The sequence below is a fragment of the Levilactobacillus fuyuanensis genome (genome assembly GCF_003946395.1).
Classification (GTDB): domain Bacteria; phylum Bacillota; class Bacilli; order Lactobacillales; family Lactobacillaceae; genus Levilactobacillus; species Levilactobacillus fuyuanensis.
Window position 1 is genome coordinate 1 of the sequence record NZ_RHNZ01000012.1, and the last position, 15078, is coordinate 15078.

Sequence of the window (15078 nt, forward strand, 5' to 3'; positions counted from 1 at the left end):
CATTCTTTGATTATACAAAAACATCCGTTGCCAGTAATCAAATTCGTTTGATTACCAACAACAGATATTTTAGAACCATTAATTTTGTAAAGCTAAAAAAGATGGCGATATAATTACTTTATTGATAGCGATATCACATACAGGATGGCTGCCATCCTGTATGAACTGGGGCCAGTCTTGATCTGACAAAAATTGACCGAAACTTTTACACCAAATAAAATAAGGTGTCATCACCAGGGGCTTTTAGCGCTCCTAGGCGATGACACCTTATTTAAGAAGTTCCTTTGTTTTAGTACCCCAAACTCACATCCGTCAAATTAACCGACAAGCTGCCGTCAGCCAACCAACTCGTCAGGTTCTTCCCGAAAATATCCAGAATTGGCTTCGTATTTTCCTTAGCGAATCCAGTTTGGTGTGGGGTAACCAATACGTTCGGGTAATCCCACAGCCGGGAATCCTTAGCCAACGGTTCTTCTTCAAACACATCCAGTGCCGCGTGCAACACGTTTTGGTAGAGGAGGGCGTTCATCAGCGCCTGTTGGTCGACCGATTTGCCGCGGCCCACGTTAACGAAGATGTTGAGCCCGTCCAATTGCTTGAAGAAGCTTTCGTCGAAGTAGTGGACGGTCGTGCTGGTCGCTGGCATGGCATTGATCACCACGTCCGCATCCTTCAGCAGGGTGCTATCGTTGTCTAAGTTAGTCGTTTCCGCAAAGCCCTCTACCGGGTGACCCGAGCGATTGACCCCGTATGGGTGATTGCCGAAGCCATTCAATAAGGTCGCAATCGCTTGGCCAATACTCCCGGTACCGTAGATGACGACCTTCTGACTCGCCAGCATGCTCAAATCATCCCGTGCAGGCACCTGCCAGAAGTGACCGGCCTGATTCTTCACGGCTTCGTTAAAGCCCCGCACAAAGTACAGCAGGTAGCCCAGCGTCGATTCTGCAATCGCCGGTGAGTAGACGCCACTGGCATTGGTCACCTGGACGTCATGGGCCTTGATCCAGTCCAGCGGCAGGTAGTCGATCCCAGCACTGACCGTTTGAATCCATTTGACCTGGTTATTTGGCGCCATCAAGGCCGCCGGGCCAATCTTTTTGTCCCAGCCAAAGATGATGGTGATGGGCGCTGCTGCCTCCCAGTTTTTAGCGTCGACGACCTCGACACCAGTCTTTTCCAATTGCACCCGTTGTTCTGCTGCCAAGGGTTGTAAGGCAAGTACACGTTCTGTCATGATGAAAAACCTCCTCATACCTATTACTTATCTATTATTTTAGCACGACTTTGTGTCTTTTATCCGTTAAATTTGAAAGCGCATGCATAATTTGTTGGCAAACATAACACACATTTTCAGAAGTGTTACGAAAGTCACCGAACAATTAACACACGAATTTCGAATATATACCATCAACTTTGGTGATATTGGGGCGCAACCATTGAAAATTCACTTATCACTAGATATAATGAACACAAGACAGCAATTATTTATTTACACTAATAACGTTTGGGGAGGTTAGAAAAATGCTAAATCTTGGTCTGGATATCCTAGGCCTAGCGCGGTTCCAATTTGGAATGACCACTGTCTTTCACTTCTTCTTCGTTCCATTTTCAATCGGGTTAGCCTTCGTGGTGGCAGTCATGGAAACCATGTATGCCATCAAGGGTGATGAGGACTACAAGAAGATGGCGCAGTTCTGGGGCAAAATGTTCCTCTACAGTTTCGCCGTCGGTGTAGTTACCGGTATCATTCAAGAGTTCCAATTCGGGATGAACTGGTCCGAATACTCTCGGTTCATGGGGGACATCTTCGGTGCACCATTGGCCATTGAAGCCCTGGCTGCATTCTTCTTGGAATCTACGTTCATTGGGATGTGGATGTTTACTTGGGGCCGCTTCAATAAGTGGGTCCACACGCTCTTTATTTGGTTAGTTATGTTCGGGTCTTCACTATCTGCATTATGGATTCTGGCGGCCAACAGTTTCATGCAAAATCCTTTGGGCTACATCATCAACCAGAAGACTGGTCACGTTCAAATGGTCAGTTTCGGTAAAGTGGTGGGGAACCCGCAGCTGTGGAATGAGTTCCCGCATGTTATTTTCGGGGCTTTTGTAACCGCTGCCTTCGTCATCGCTGGGTGCTGTGCTTGGCGTTTACTTAAGAAAGACCACGTGGACTTCTACCGGAAGTCATTGAACGTTGCCTTGGTTATCGGTTTAATCTTCTCTCTGGGGTCCATCGCAACTGGTGACCTGCAGAGTCGTTACCTGATCAACAACCAGCCCATGAAGTTCGCCGCCATGGAAGGGCTCTACAAGAACTCAACCAACAAGGGTGAATGGGCCGCTGTCTCTGGTTTCAATACGAAGCAACACAAGACCACTTGGTCCGTCGATGTGCCTTACGTTCTGAACTTATTAAGTTATCACAAGACGACTGGGACCGTTAAAGGCATGAATCAAGTCAATAAAGATATGCACGCGAAGTACGATAAGAAGTTTGGGAGCGACATGAACTACTACGTCCCAACTAAGACGCTGTTCTGGAGCTTCCGAATCATGTCAGGTGCTGGGGCCCTGTTCGCCTTACTCGCCATCGTGGGCTTGATCTTTAACCGTAAGCGATCGCAATTGATTATGAAGCAGCGCTGGTTCCTCTACATCATGGGACTGTGCCTGTGGTTACCGTTTGTTGTCAACACCGCTGGTTGGTTTATCACTGAATTTGGTCGTTACCCTTGGATCGTCTATGGCCTGTTGACCATTGCCGACGCGGTTTCGCCGAATGTATCTGTGGCCTCACTGCTGACAACGAACATCGTTTACTTCGCGATGTTTGCCATCATGGGGCTCGTCATGATTATCCTCTGCCACCGGACGTTAAAGGCTGGTCCGGATGCCGAGAACACCGACGGCTACTCAGCTGGTGATACGAAAGAGTTAGATCCTTACTCGAAGGGGGCGTTCAACCATGACTAGCCTGCAGCTTGTATGGTTCATTCTCATTGGCGTGTTGTTTAGTGGTTTCTTCTTCCTTGAAGGGTTCGACTTCGGTGTCGGGATGTTGGTGAAGAGTTTCGCCAAGAACAGTGACGAACGGGACGTGGTCATCAAGACCATCGGCCCACACTGGGACGGTAACGAAGTCTGGTTGATCACTGCCGGTGGGGCGATGTTCGCGTCCTTCCCAATGTGGTACGCCACCTTATTCTCTGGTTTCTATCTGATTTTATTCTTGATTCTAGCTGCCCTGATTTTCCGGGGCGTGTCCTTCGAGTTTCGGGCAAATATGAAAACGGATACTTGGCGGAGCTTCTGGGAATGGGCCTCGACTATCGGGAGCTTCTGTGCAGCCTTCCTCTTCGGGATGCTGTTCACCGCGATGATTGCCGGGATGCCAATCGATAAGAATGGTGACATGACCGCTCACTTTGGCGATTACGTGAACCTGTTCTCCCTCGTTGGTGGGGTCGCTGTGACCGTCTTGAGTCTGGTTCACGGCTTGAACTTCATCCGCCTGAAGACCTCTGGCGGCTTGCGGGACCGGGCCTTGGCCTGGAACAAGATTCTTTACCCCGTCTTATTCGCTGGGGAAGTGCTCTTCGCCGTTCTGTTATTCTTCTCCACCGACTTCTTCGCCAAGAAGCCAATGACCACCACGGCAATCGTCGTGGCACTGGTCATCTTCACCGCCTTGGCTTACTGGGGTGTTCTGGGGAACCACGAATGGCTGTCCTTTGTCGGCAGTGGGTTATCGCTGATTAGTGTGGTTGTCCTGATCTTCAATGGGTTATTCCCACGGGTCATGATCGCCAACAACCCGGCCAACTCGCTACTGATCAAGAATTCTTCAAACTCACCGTACACGCTTCACCTGATGACGATTCTCACGTTCAGTATTCTACCGATCGTGCTGATCTACTTCATCTGGAGTTACTGGGTCTTCTACAAGCGCCTGGCTTCACCAAAGCAGAGCGCTTAGCTTAAATGAAAGCAATCGGGGATGTCGTCTTTGGGCGGCGTCCTTTTTGAGTGGCATGAAGGTGGGTGATGAGGACGCTTAAAATGTCTGATATCAGCGATGTAAGCGCTCGAAATGTAACGGTTAAAGCTGTATTATAGCAGTAAGACTTACTTGTTTAGAGGGGGCGTTATTGTGATTGATCAACGTGTTTTTAAATTTCCGGGCGTCAAGCCGGCCGCAGCGGTCATGGCCGTTTTGACGTTCATTCAGGCTTTCATGATTATCTTTCAGGCGCGATACCTGTCGATTGCCATCGTGAACCTGTGGCACATGAAATCCGTGCGGACCATTGTGGCGCCACTAGCGCTGTTTGCCGTGGCCTTTCTGGCTCGTCATCTCCTAACGCTAGCGCAGAATTGGCTCCTGTATCCGTTCGTGGAGAAGACGACGAAGACCTTGCGGAAGCAGTTCATGGCCAAGTTGTTTGATCTCGGTCCCAGCGTCGTTGCACAGAAGGGGACCGGGAACGTGGTCACGATGGGGCTTGAAGGGATCGATAAGATTCAGACGTATTTGATGCTGATTATTGGCAAGGTGCTGGATCTGTCGCTGACGCCGTGGATCGTGTTGATTTACATAGCCTTGATCCAGTGGAAAGAGGCGCTGTTCCTGTTAGCCATTTACCCGTTAATTATCTTCTTCATGATTATTCTGGGACTCGCGGCGCAGGCCAAAGCCGACCGGCAGTATGCGGGCTACCAGCGGCTATCCAATCACTTTGTCGATACCCTACGTGGACTACCGACGTTAAAGCAGTTGGGATTGAACAAGACCTATGCCAACAACGTCTATCAGGTCAGTGAGGACTATCGGAAGAAGACGATGTCGACCCTGACGATTGCGATGACCTCGACGTTTGCCTTGGATTTCTTCACGACGTTGTCCATCGCCATTATTGCCGTCTTCTTAGGCTTTGGTCTGATGAACGGATCGATTCAATTGTTGCCAGCCTTAATCATTTTGACCCTGGCACCAGATTACTTTGCGCCAATTCGTAACTTTGCGAATGACTATCACGCGACGCTAAACGGGAAGAACGCCCTGACAGCGGTGCTGGACGTCTTACAGCGGGAGACACCGACTGACCGGGACTTGTTGCCCGTACGGGACCCCGTTTGGCAGGCGAACGATGCGATCAAATTTGATCACGTCAATGTCAGCTACGGTGATGCTGACAAGCCGACGTTGAAGGATATTAATTTTGACGTTCATGGCTTTCAAAAGGTGGGAATCATCGGGGCTTCCGGTTCTGGGAAATCTACACTGATCAACACGCTAGGGGGCTTCTTGAGCCCGGCTGACGGCCAGATTGAGGTGCGAGGGACAACTGTCCCACACCTCGACCAACAGGCTTGGCAACGTAGCTTTGTGTATATTCCACAGGCACCGTATCTCTTCCATGCCAGCCTGCGCGATAACTTGGCCTTCTACGCGCCCGATGCGAGTGATGATGCGATTACCGCAGCGGCGGCGAAGGCTGGTCTGACTGACTGGATCGCCACATTACCGGCTGGGTTAGAGACACCGATTGGTGAAGGCGCGCGGGGCGTCAGTGGGGGGCAAGCCCAACGAATTGCGTTGGCCCGAGCCTTCCTGGACGATTCGCGGCGAATCCTATTATTCGACGAGCCCACGGCGCATTTGGATATTGAGACGGAAGTTGAGTTAAAGCAGACGATGCTACCGGTCTTCGACAACCATCTGGTCTTCTTCGCGACCCACCGGCTACATTGGATGAATGAAATGGATTATATCTTAGTCATGGATCACGGCGAGATTGTCCAGCAAGGGACGCCCGCCGAACTTCAGCAACAGGGCGGCGCGTACGTGCGGTTGCGGTCTGAAATGGAAGGGGCGACGGTCAAATGAAGGGATTCTTTGCGACATTTAAAAATGATCACTGGGTCATGCCCTATCTCCGTCGTTACAAGAAACTACTGGTATTGGTTCTGTTCCTGGGCTTCATGACCTTCTTCTGTGGGGGCGCACTGATGTTTAACTCCGGCTATCTGATTAGCCGGGCGGCCACGCATCCCTACAACATCTTGATGATTTATGTGCCGATCGTTTTAGCCCGGGCCTTCGGGATCGGGCGGCCAGCCTTTCGCTATGCGGAACGGTTGACCAGCCACAACTGGGTGCTGCGTATCGTTTCAGACTTTCGGAAGCGACTCTATGAGGCCGTTGAGAAGCAGGCCGTGGCGATTCGGCAGACGCACCAGACCGGGGATGTCCTAAGCATCCTCGCCGAGGACATTGACCACATTGAGAACCTGTATTTGCGGACGGTCTTTCCCTTGGTGATTGGCTGGTTGCTCTACGCCTTCGTCGTCATCGGTATCGGCTACTTTAACTGGGCCTTTGGGCTATTGATGCTGATCCTGCTGGGGGTCATTGTGATTGTGATGCCACTCTTGTCCGTGGCCGTTAACGGTCGGCGAGAGTTTCAAGCCCGACAGGTACAGCGGACCTTCTACACCCAATTGACAGATGCTGTGCTGGGTTTAGGTGACTGGCTGATTTCTGGTCGGCGTCACGACTTTCTGGCACAACAGGACGCGCCAATCGATGAGATTGCCTCGTTGCGGCGGGCCGATCATCATTTCCAGTGGTGGCGCAACTTTGCCATTCAATTTATCTTTGGTGCCGCGGTCATCTTGCTGGTATGGTGGGCCGGTGTCATGTTTACCCACAATCAAGCGGAGGCCAACTGGGTCGCTGCCTTTGGGCTGGCACTGTTTCCGACCGTGGAGCCCTTTGCCGATATGAGCCAGGGGGTCAGCGAGTGGCCGGTCTACCAGGATTCCATCAAGCGAGTCAACGCGTTGGATGAAAATGAACCGAAGCAGGTCGAACAGACGACGATTGGTGAGCTGAACGAATTGAAGCTGGATCACGTAAAGTTCACGTATCCGGGAGCCTCACGTGAGGTTATCGACGATCTATCGTTAACGCTGCATCCCGGAGAAAAGCTGGCCTTGTTGGGGCCAAGCGGAACTGGGAAGAGTACGTTATTGAAGCTGATGCTGGGCGATGAAACACCGACGAGCGGTCAGGTTACCTTGAATGGAGAGCCGATTGCTCGACTACAGGATCAGCGAGCCCAATTGTTTGGGGTGCTCGACCAACAGCCGTATCTGTTCAATACGACGGTGATGAATAACGTCCGGTTGGGGAACCTCAACGCCTCCGATGAAGAGGTTATGGCGGCAGTCAAGGCCGTGGAACTGGATGACTTGATTGCGCGCTTGCCGGCGGGGTATCAGACCCAGGTTCAAGAGGCCGGTAGTCGCTTCTCCGGTGGGGAACGGCAGCGATTGTCTCTGGCACGAATCTTGTTGCAAGACGCGCCAATTATTATCTTGGATGAACCCACCGTCAGCCTGGATCCCATTACCGAGCAGCATCTGCTGGATACGGTGTTTGATGTCCTGCATGATAAGACGATTATCTGGGTAACGCACCATCTGGCGGGAATCAACCACGTCGATCAGGTCCGCTTTATTGAGGACGGACACTTCGACATGCAGGGGACGCCCGCAGAACTATATCGGGACAATCCGCGGTTCCAGTCGCTGTATGATTTGGATCGGGGCCGGTAAATAGCGTTGTGGATTTTAGGAGCCTGGGACAAAATCCCAGGCTCCTTTGCTATCTTATATGGCCGAAACGTGCGCCAAAAGGCAGCCGGTTCCGCTTAAAACTACTAACCAAACACGCCAAGTTCGGGATTATTCGGTTAGCAACCTTAATGCTCACCAGCTCACCGCCTTTTGTCGCACTCTTTTTGATTAAAAAAAATCCTCTGGTGGGTTGTCCAGAGGATTCTGTGTTGCCTGTGAAACGTGGAGCGAGTCCAGCGCTTTGTATGGCCCCATAGGGATCGTTGTCTATGGGATGTGTTTGGGTGTGTGTGCTTGTATCTCGGAACAAAGGAAACGTTTTTCCATGTTAGAAAGTGAATTGCGCCACTGCTTGTTGGTTGTGTGGAAACTTGCGATAATTCGGTTGGCGAGTCTTGATATTGAAAACTGAGAGCGAACATTGTGTGGTACTTGCTGGGCTCAACTGTCATGATACGGAATGGCCAGTTCATTCGCAAGCGAACGGCTCAGTAATCGTAGCCACCCTTTAAGTAGTTAAAACGCCTGATAATATGGCTCACGAACCGCGCAATCTCAGCAATGATCGTTTGACAGTATCGTTCGGCAGACAAACTAAAAGATCACCAGCATAATGTGCCGGTGATCTTGAAAGCTATTGTCTCATTTCACGGAGAAACAGTTGGCGTTGCAGGCAACTAAGGGGCTAGGTACGATTATCCTGGCTTCTCTAGCTGACTCCTGTATAGTGGACCATACCAACTAGTGATCGCGGCGAAGGAGCATCCCCGTCAAGCTGGCGAGATCAGTCGCTGCCTGACTTGCGGGTAGACGGCCAATCAGGGCCAAAGCCTGGTCAGTCAAGTCCGTAGCTAACTTGCGGGCAGCACCGACGCCATCGTATTGTGTCACTAAATTCTGAACTTGTTCGATATCTGCAGTCGTCATGTCTTGTTTCTTTTTCAGCAGTCGGTGAAAATCGCGTGGTGCCTTGGGAATTGCCAAAATTAGTGGTAAGGAGTAAACGCCTGAACGCAGATCCTCTAACACCGGTTTGCGTGTCTTCTTGGGATTACCGGCGTAGTCTAGGATATCGTCTAGAATCTGATAGGCACTTCCAATCGTCAGCCCAATTTCACGGGCAACTTCGGTGACGGCAGTGGGGGCACCGGCTAACCGGGCGCCCTGGTAACAGCTCAGCGCAAAGAGCTCAGCCGTTTTGCCCGCAATCTCCTTGAGGTAGGCGTCTACACTCACGTCCTCGCGGTAGTTCAGTGCCATCTGGCTGAGTTCCCCCTGAAGAATCCGGTGCATAGCATCGATGTGATTCTGAATCAGGTCACGGTCGTCGGTAGACTTGAGCACCTGGTTAAAGTAGGCGGTGAACATGAAATCACCGGCGTAGATGGCGTTACGTTGTCCGTATTTCATCTGAATCGTGCGAATCCCACGGCGAGTGGGAGACTCGTCGATGACGTCATCGTGAATCAGCGTGCCTACGTGGAGAATTTCCAGGGCTGCGGCACCAGCCTGAAGCTGTGCTGGCGTGGCCGCATCACCAAATGCGGCGAATAGGTAAAAGTAACCGGGGCGTAGGAGCTTACCACCGGCGTTGAGTAGAGCTAATATTTTGCTGTGGATGGGTTGGTTATCTAACTGGACCGCGGCTAACAAGTAATCTTGTAGCGCGACGAGTTGCGGTTCCACCTGGGGAAATTGCCGCCAAAGTTGTCGATCCATACTGCACCTCACTATATGTACGTTAAAATTTATCTTACTGGCAAGTGGAAACGTTGTCAAATAAAGGTTATCATCTAATTATAATTTATTTGCGGGGGGATTACGTTGACACTCAATATCTTTTTTGAATTAGTTGAAATCAAAGCGAAGATTGCGTCGGTTTGGCCGTTTTTACTGGGTCTAATCTTTGTTCAGGCCAACTTCCATCACCTGAACTGGGGAGTCACAGCGCTGTTTTTTATTGCGATGCTACTCTTCAATATGGCCGTTGATATCAATGATAACTATCAGGATTACACCAAGGCTGGCAATCAGGCCGCCGAGTGGAAAAAGAAGACCAACATCATTGGCGTGCAGCACCTTCACATTCACCGAGTCTTTGCTTTGATGGCTAGTTTCGCCGTGATTGCTGGGGTGATTGGTCTTTACCTGGTCTGGGTCACCGGCTGGCCGTTACTGGTCATGGGCGTGCTGTGTTTCCTAGTGGGCTACCTGTATGCGGGTGGTCCCAAGCCGTTATCCGGGACGCCCACTGGCGAGTTCTTTGCCGGATTTACCATGGGCTACCTAATCATGCTAATCACCGTTTACTTGAATCTGTATCAGACGACTCAATTTACCGGCGGACTCATGGCGCGGGTTTTGCTGGCTTCCGGAATTGCCGTCATGGCCATTGCCGCGCTACTGTTGGCCAACAACATTTGTGACGCAAAGGAAGACCTTGATTTAGCGCGCAAGACCATTGTTTATTATTTGGGCAAACGACATTCCTTATGGTTATTTGCTGGGTTTTACATTGTCGGGTATCTGTCATTGATTGCGAGTGTTTTGATTGGGGATCTGCCAGCCTGGTCACTGCTGTCCTTAATCAGTATCCCACTAATTTACCGAAATGTGGCGGCTTTTTTCCGGATTCAGGTCAAAAAACAGACATTTATTTTGGCGGTTCGTAACTTGGCTATCCTAGCGCTGACCACGGTCTTAGCAGAGTTGCTTGGGTTATGGATTGGTTAAGCCTTCGTAAATTTTAGGGCCGGGCCGTTGTGATTTTAAGGTTCAGTCGGGTAGAATATAAACAAGCATGTCTGTTTTGAGGTCGTTCACAGCTTAACCGGCGATCTCGGATGAGACTCTAAACAAGGACTAATGGAGGCCGCGTTGTCATGAAACTTTTAGAAGATCGTATTCGCCAGGACGGCACCGTATTACCGGGAAACGTCCTTAAGGTCGATAATTTTTTGAATCACCAGGTAGACCCACAACTCATGAATCAATTGGGTGCTGAATTTGCGCGGCGGTTTGCCGACGCTGGCATCACGAAGATCCTGACGGTAGAATCCTCGGGAATTGCTCCCGCCGTGATGACTGGGTTGCACTTGAATGTGCCCGTAATCTTTGCTCGAAAGCACAAGAGTCTCACGCTGACCGATCACTTATATACGGCGAAGGTTTATTCGTATACCAAACAGGTCAATAACGATATTTCTATCGATCGTCGGTTCCTCAGTCCCGAAGACCGGGTGCTGATCATCGATGACTTCTTGGCCAATGGTCAGGCTGTCCAGGGACTACTCGATATCGCCAAGACGGCGCAGATTGAGGTCGCCGGTGTGGGTGTCGTGATTGAGAAACGGTTCCAAAAGGGGCACAAAATGGTGACGGATGCGGGCATTCAATTGGAGGCCCTAGCAAGCATCGCTGCCTTTGAGAATAACACGGTTACTTTTGCGGAAGATTAACTAAACACCTTGCTTGTTTATTCACTACGCAAACTTTAAAATAAGTGTTGAAGTGTCTGATTATTTTTAGCAATCATCTAAATTTGAGTTAGAAAGTAGGGAGCAAATTGGCGAACACGGTCTTATATCCTGGAGATACCATTGGGGTGATCGGTAACAGCGCAAATGCCGCAATGTTAGTGACTACCGCCCGCAAGATGGGGTTACGAGTCGGTGCGTACGGCGCTGACGAAACCAGTGAAGCGTTACAGTTAGCAGATTTTAAAGCAGTCGGTAGTAACAAAGATAGTGATAAATTGCAGCACTTTGCGGAAAGTTGCGCGGCAATCGTTTACGACTCTGATCGCGTCAGCACTAGCGTTGTAAAATTCTTGGCCCAATACACACGGGTTCCCCAGGGATCGGACATGCTCGAAATGATGCAAGATCGGCTATTGGAACGGGCATTCTTCGAACAATTAAACGTCAATATTGCGCCATATGCGACGATCATCAATCTCGATGACGTCTACCAATCCATCAACTCGATTGGGTATCCGTGCGTCCTCAAACCGATTCAAAAGGAATGGTCTCGAGGTCGTGAATTGGTCATCAAGACCCAAACGGATATCGCTAAGGCGGCGGGGCTCCTCGACTGGGGGACCTACATTCTTGAATCCCAAATTGCCTATGATCGTGAGTACTCCATTATTGTGGCGCGCGACCAAGACGGTAACGGCCAAGCCTTTCCAATTACGGAAACACAGTCGGTAGACGACCGGCCCGTACGGACATGGGTGCCAGCGCAGGTCGATGATGCCGTTGCCGGTGAGATTCAGCGGATCGCGACAGAGGTGACGAAGCACGTGAACTACGTGGGGGTCTTTGAAGTATCCTTCTACCTCACGAGCAGTGGTGCCATCTACGTCAAGAAGATCGTCCCAGCCCCGAGTGAGACGGGCTACGTCTTCGAAGCCGCTGCTAATTTAACGGAATTCGATCAACATCTGCGGGCCATTGCCGGCTTGCCATTGGCTTCGGCCCACATCCTGACGCCAGCGGTGACTGCGGCCTTTACCACGGCCCAACTGCCCGCAATGCGGACGCAGTGGCAATTGAAGGCCAACTGGCACTTTACCTTCTATCACTTGAAGCATCAGGAAGATAACGATGTCATGGGGCATATCGCCGTGCAAGGAGACAGCATCAAGCCAATTCTGGATCAATTAGATGATACGGGCATCTGGTCAGATGATGCCAGTGTGGCGGCCGCTACACCAAATGATACAACAACGAATGAATAAGCTTAATTTTAAAAACTAACGTGAGACTGCATTGGCCTGGTTGTTAACCGCACCAGGAAGATGCAGTTTTGCTGTCTACTGAGGCTAAACACCTAGATTGGTTGGGCCAGTATTAATCTGATAATAAGAGATTTGAAAAGATAGCTACGGGTGGTAGGCGTGGCCTCTGATATTTGCTACAATGATAGATGACAAAAAGGGAACGTATGTGCGCATCTTAGTAAGGGCACAGCTTTCTTTAAAATCTAAAATTTGATAATTATTTAAATTCCGACGTTGGCAAATGACGGGCGGTTAGGGGCACGGAACCCAGTGATTTCAAGGGTAAAAGGGGATGACTTATTTAGGCCCTGGCGGTGTCGTCAACCCCGGAATTTTGCTATAATAGTCAGGACTAACTACAGAGAGGATTGTGTTCACGGTGGCAGGAGAAGAATTGTTAACTGGCATGAATGATAAACAAACGGAGGCTGTCCTTCAGACTGAGGGGCCCCTTCTAGTATTGGCGGGTGCCGGTAGTGGGAAGACGCGGGTCTTGACGCACCGGGTAGCCTACTTGATCGAGCACAACAACGTTATGCCGTGGCGCATCCTAGCGATTACCTTTACGAACAAGGCCGCTAAGGAAATGCGGGAACGGGTGGCCAAGCTATTAGGTCCTGACGGTAACGACGTGTGGGTCTCCACGTTCCATGCGTTGTGTGTCCGAATCTTGCGGCGAGATGCTGACAAGTTGGGCTACAACCGGGCGTTTACGATTGCCGATACCGGTGAACAACGGACACTGATCAAGCGGGTTTTACAGGACCAGAATTTAGATGTTAAGAAGTTTGATCCACGGTCTGTCCTGGGGGCAATTTCGAATGCCAAGAATGCCTTACAGACGCCGGCAATGATGCGTGAGGCCGCAGGCAATCCATTTGAGACGACGGTCGCCGATGTTTACGAAAGCTACCAACGACAATTGAAAGCCAATCAGGCCATGGATTTTGATGACCTAATCATGTTGACGATCAAGCTATTTAACGATGAAAAGGAAGTCTTGGCGCACTATCAAGACAAGTTCCAGTACATTCACGTGGACGAATATCAGGATACCAACGACGCGCAATATATGCTGGTCAATATGCTGGCTAAGAAGTATAACAACCTCTGTGTCGTTGGGGATGGGGACCAGAGTATCTACGGTTGGCGAGGGGCCAACATGGAAAACATTCTGAACTTTGAGCACGACTATCCCGACGCACACGTCACCATGTTGGAACAGAATTACCGGTCGACCAAGACCATTTTGAAGGCCGCAAACGATGTGATTCAACGCAACGTGAACCGGAAGAAAAAAGACCTGTGGACCGAGAATCCAGAGGGTGACCCGATCTCCTATTATCGGGGGCAAAATGAAAATGATGAAGCGCATTACGTGGTGGCTAAGATTCAGGAAGAACGTGAACAGAATCATCACGATTACGGTGACTTTGCCATCCTGTACCGGACCAATGCCCAGTCACGGGTGATTGAAGAAACACTGGTTAAAGCTAACATCCCTTACACCATGGTCGGGGGCCACAAGTTCTACGACCGTAAGGAAATTCGAGATGTCTTGGCATACCTGACGTTGATCGTTAATCCAGCCGATTCAATGAGTCTGGAACGGATCATCAACGAACCTAAACGGGGAATTGGTGCGACGAGCTTGACCAAGTTGCGTGACTTTGCTGATTTTAATGGCTGGTCCGAACTGGAAGCGACACAAAACGTCAGCCTCGCAACGAACCTGGGTGCGAGAATTCGCAACGCCATGGAAAAGTTTGGACTGACTATCAAGGCAGTCCAGGACGCCGCTGCCACGGCGACCGTCTCTGACATTACCAGTCAATTACTGGATCAGACGGGCTACATGGCCGCATTGAAGGCCTCCAAGTCGTTGGAAGCCGAGACCCGGATCGAAAACATTGAAGAATTCCTGTCCGTTACGCAAAAGTTCGATGATGGCTGGGACAACGAAGATCACGATGAGAATGAAGACCGCTTGGTTGAATTCTTGGCTGATTTGGCCTTGGTCTCCGCACAAGATGATGTCGAAGAAGAACCGGCTGAGGTCACGTTGATGACGCTCCATGCCGCTAAGGGGCTCGAGTTCCCAGTCATCTTCCTGATGGGGCTTGAAGAAGGGATCTTCCCATTATCACGGGCAATGCTCGAAGATGATCAGTTGGAAGAGGAACGTCGGCTGGCCTATGTTGGGATTACGCGGGCTCAGCAGAAGTTGTATCTGACCAATGCGTACTCGCGGATGCTTTACGGTCGGCGTCAGAACAACCCTGAATCACGATTCATTACTGAAATTGCACCAGAATTGTTGCACTTGGACTACAGTGAAAGCAAGGCCGGCTTAACACCAAGCCGCAGAGACGTGCCATTTGCACGGCGAACGGCTAGTGCCGTTGCCACACCATATCACGGCAAGACCGGTCGGGTCAGCGAACCTACTGGCACGGGTGCTGGTAAGGTTGCCTGGAGTATTGGCGACAAGGCCAGTCATAAGAAGTGGGGTATCGGAACCGTGGTCAAGGTTAGTGGTACCGGGGAAGATGCCGAACTGGATATTGCGTTTCCAGAACAGGGTGTTAAGCGGCTGTTAGCTGCCTTTGCACCAATCAAGCGAGTTGATTAAAAAAGTTAACGTGGGA

General features: G+C 50.4%; 10 protein-coding genes. 8 read left to right on the forward strand and 2 right to left on the reverse strand.

Annotated elements, in window-relative coordinates; genetic code table 11:
• Positions 1–289: 289 nt before the first annotated feature.
• Positions 290–1237, reverse strand: coding sequence for an NAD(P)-dependent oxidoreductase (locus EKM73_RS07580; RefSeq protein ID WP_125701365.1), 948 nt, complete (start codon positions 1235–1237; stop codon positions 290–292).
• A 287-nt stretch (positions 1238–1524) separates the two neighbouring features.
• On the opposite strand from EKM73_RS07580, the gene EKM73_RS07585 reads away from it, so the two are divergent.
• The 4 genes from EKM73_RS07585 to cydC all read left to right on the forward strand — a co-directional run bounded on the left by EKM73_RS07585 (position 1525) and on the right by cydC (position 7626).
• The gene (locus EKM73_RS07585; protein ID WP_125701366.1) at positions 1525–2979 is read left to right on the forward strand and encodes a cytochrome ubiquinol oxidase subunit I; all 1455 of its coding nucleotides are present in this window, start codon (positions 1525–1527) and stop codon (positions 2977–2979) included.
• Positions 2972–3982: a cytochrome d ubiquinol oxidase subunit II gene (gene cydB, locus EKM73_RS07590; protein WP_125701367.1), complete on the forward strand. Its 1011-nt coding sequence runs from the start codon at positions 2972–2974 to the stop codon at positions 3980–3982. The genes EKM73_RS07585 and cydB overlap by 8 nt, the downstream gene beginning before the upstream one ends.
• Positions 3983–4156: 174 nt before the next feature.
• Positions 4157–5893, forward strand: coding sequence for a thiol reductant ABC exporter subunit CydD (gene cydD / locus EKM73_RS07595; RefSeq protein WP_125701368.1), 1737 nt, complete (start codon positions 4157–4159; stop codon positions 5891–5893).
• Entirely contained in the window at positions 5890–7626 is a 1737-nt protein-coding gene (gene cydC / locus EKM73_RS07600; protein ID WP_125701369.1) for a thiol reductant ABC exporter subunit CydC, read from the forward strand. The genes cydD and cydC overlap by 4 nt, the downstream gene beginning before the upstream one ends.
• A gap of 762 nt (positions 7627–8388) precedes the next feature.
• Here cydC and EKM73_RS07605 read toward each other — a convergent pair.
• The gene (locus EKM73_RS07605; RefSeq protein WP_125701370.1) at positions 8389–9366 is read right to left on the reverse strand and encodes a polyprenyl synthetase family protein; all 978 of its coding nucleotides are present in this window, start codon (positions 9364–9366) and stop codon (positions 8389–8391) included.
• A 105-nt stretch (positions 9367–9471) separates the two neighbouring features.
• Between EKM73_RS07605 and EKM73_RS07610 the strand changes: the two genes are divergently transcribed.
• From EKM73_RS07610 to pcrA, 4 genes are all read left to right on the forward strand, one after another.
• Positions 9472–10380 (forward strand): 1,4-dihydroxy-2-naphthoate polyprenyltransferase, encoded by a 909-nt coding sequence (locus tag EKM73_RS07610; protein WP_125701371.1) that lies wholly within the window; start codon positions 9472–9474, stop codon positions 10378–10380.
• Positions 10381–10529: 149 nt separating this feature from the next.
• Positions 10530–11105: a xanthine phosphoribosyltransferase gene (locus tag EKM73_RS07615; RefSeq protein ID WP_125701372.1), complete on the forward strand. Its 576-nt coding sequence runs from the start codon at positions 10530–10532 to the stop codon at positions 11103–11105.
• A gap of 107 nt (positions 11106–11212) precedes the next feature.
• On the forward strand, positions 11213–12388 hold the full coding sequence (locus EKM73_RS07620; RefSeq protein ID WP_125701373.1) for an ATP-grasp domain-containing protein: 1176 nt from the start codon (positions 11213–11215) through the stop codon (positions 12386–12388).
• Positions 12389–12836: 448 nt separating this feature from the next.
• Positions 12837–15062 (forward strand): DNA helicase PcrA, encoded by a 2226-nt coding sequence (gene pcrA / locus EKM73_RS07625; protein WP_125701374.1) that lies wholly within the window; start codon positions 12837–12839, stop codon positions 15060–15062.
• The last annotated feature ends 16 nt before the right edge of the window (positions 15063–15078 follow it).

What these genes read in the sequence shown, in the direction of transcription:
- cydC (WP_125701369.1), top strand. Translation starts at nt 5,890, where the DNA reads ATGAAGGGATTCTTTGCGACATTTAAAAATGATCACTGGGTCATGCCC.
- pcrA (WP_125701374.1), top strand. Translation starts at nt 12,837, where the DNA reads ATGAATGATAAACAAACGGAGGCTGTCCTTCAGACTGAGGGGCCCCTT.
- EKM73_RS07585 (WP_125701366.1), top strand. Translation starts at nt 1,525, where the DNA reads ATGCTAAATCTTGGTCTGGATATCCTAGGCCTAGCGCGGTTCCAATTT.
- EKM73_RS07580 (WP_125701365.1), bottom strand. Translation starts at nt 1,237, where the DNA reads ATGACAGAACGTGTACTTGCCTTACAACCCTTGGCAGCAGAACAACGG.
- EKM73_RS07615 (WP_125701372.1), top strand. Translation starts at nt 10,530, where the DNA reads ATGAAACTTTTAGAAGATCGTATTCGCCAGGACGGCACCGTATTACCG.
- EKM73_RS07605 (WP_125701370.1), bottom strand. Translation starts at nt 9,366, where the DNA reads ATGGATCGACAACTTTGGCGGCAATTTCCCCAGGTGGAACCGCAACTC.
- cydB (WP_125701367.1), top strand. Translation starts at nt 2,972, where the DNA reads ATGACTAGCCTGCAGCTTGTATGGTTCATTCTCATTGGCGTGTTGTTT.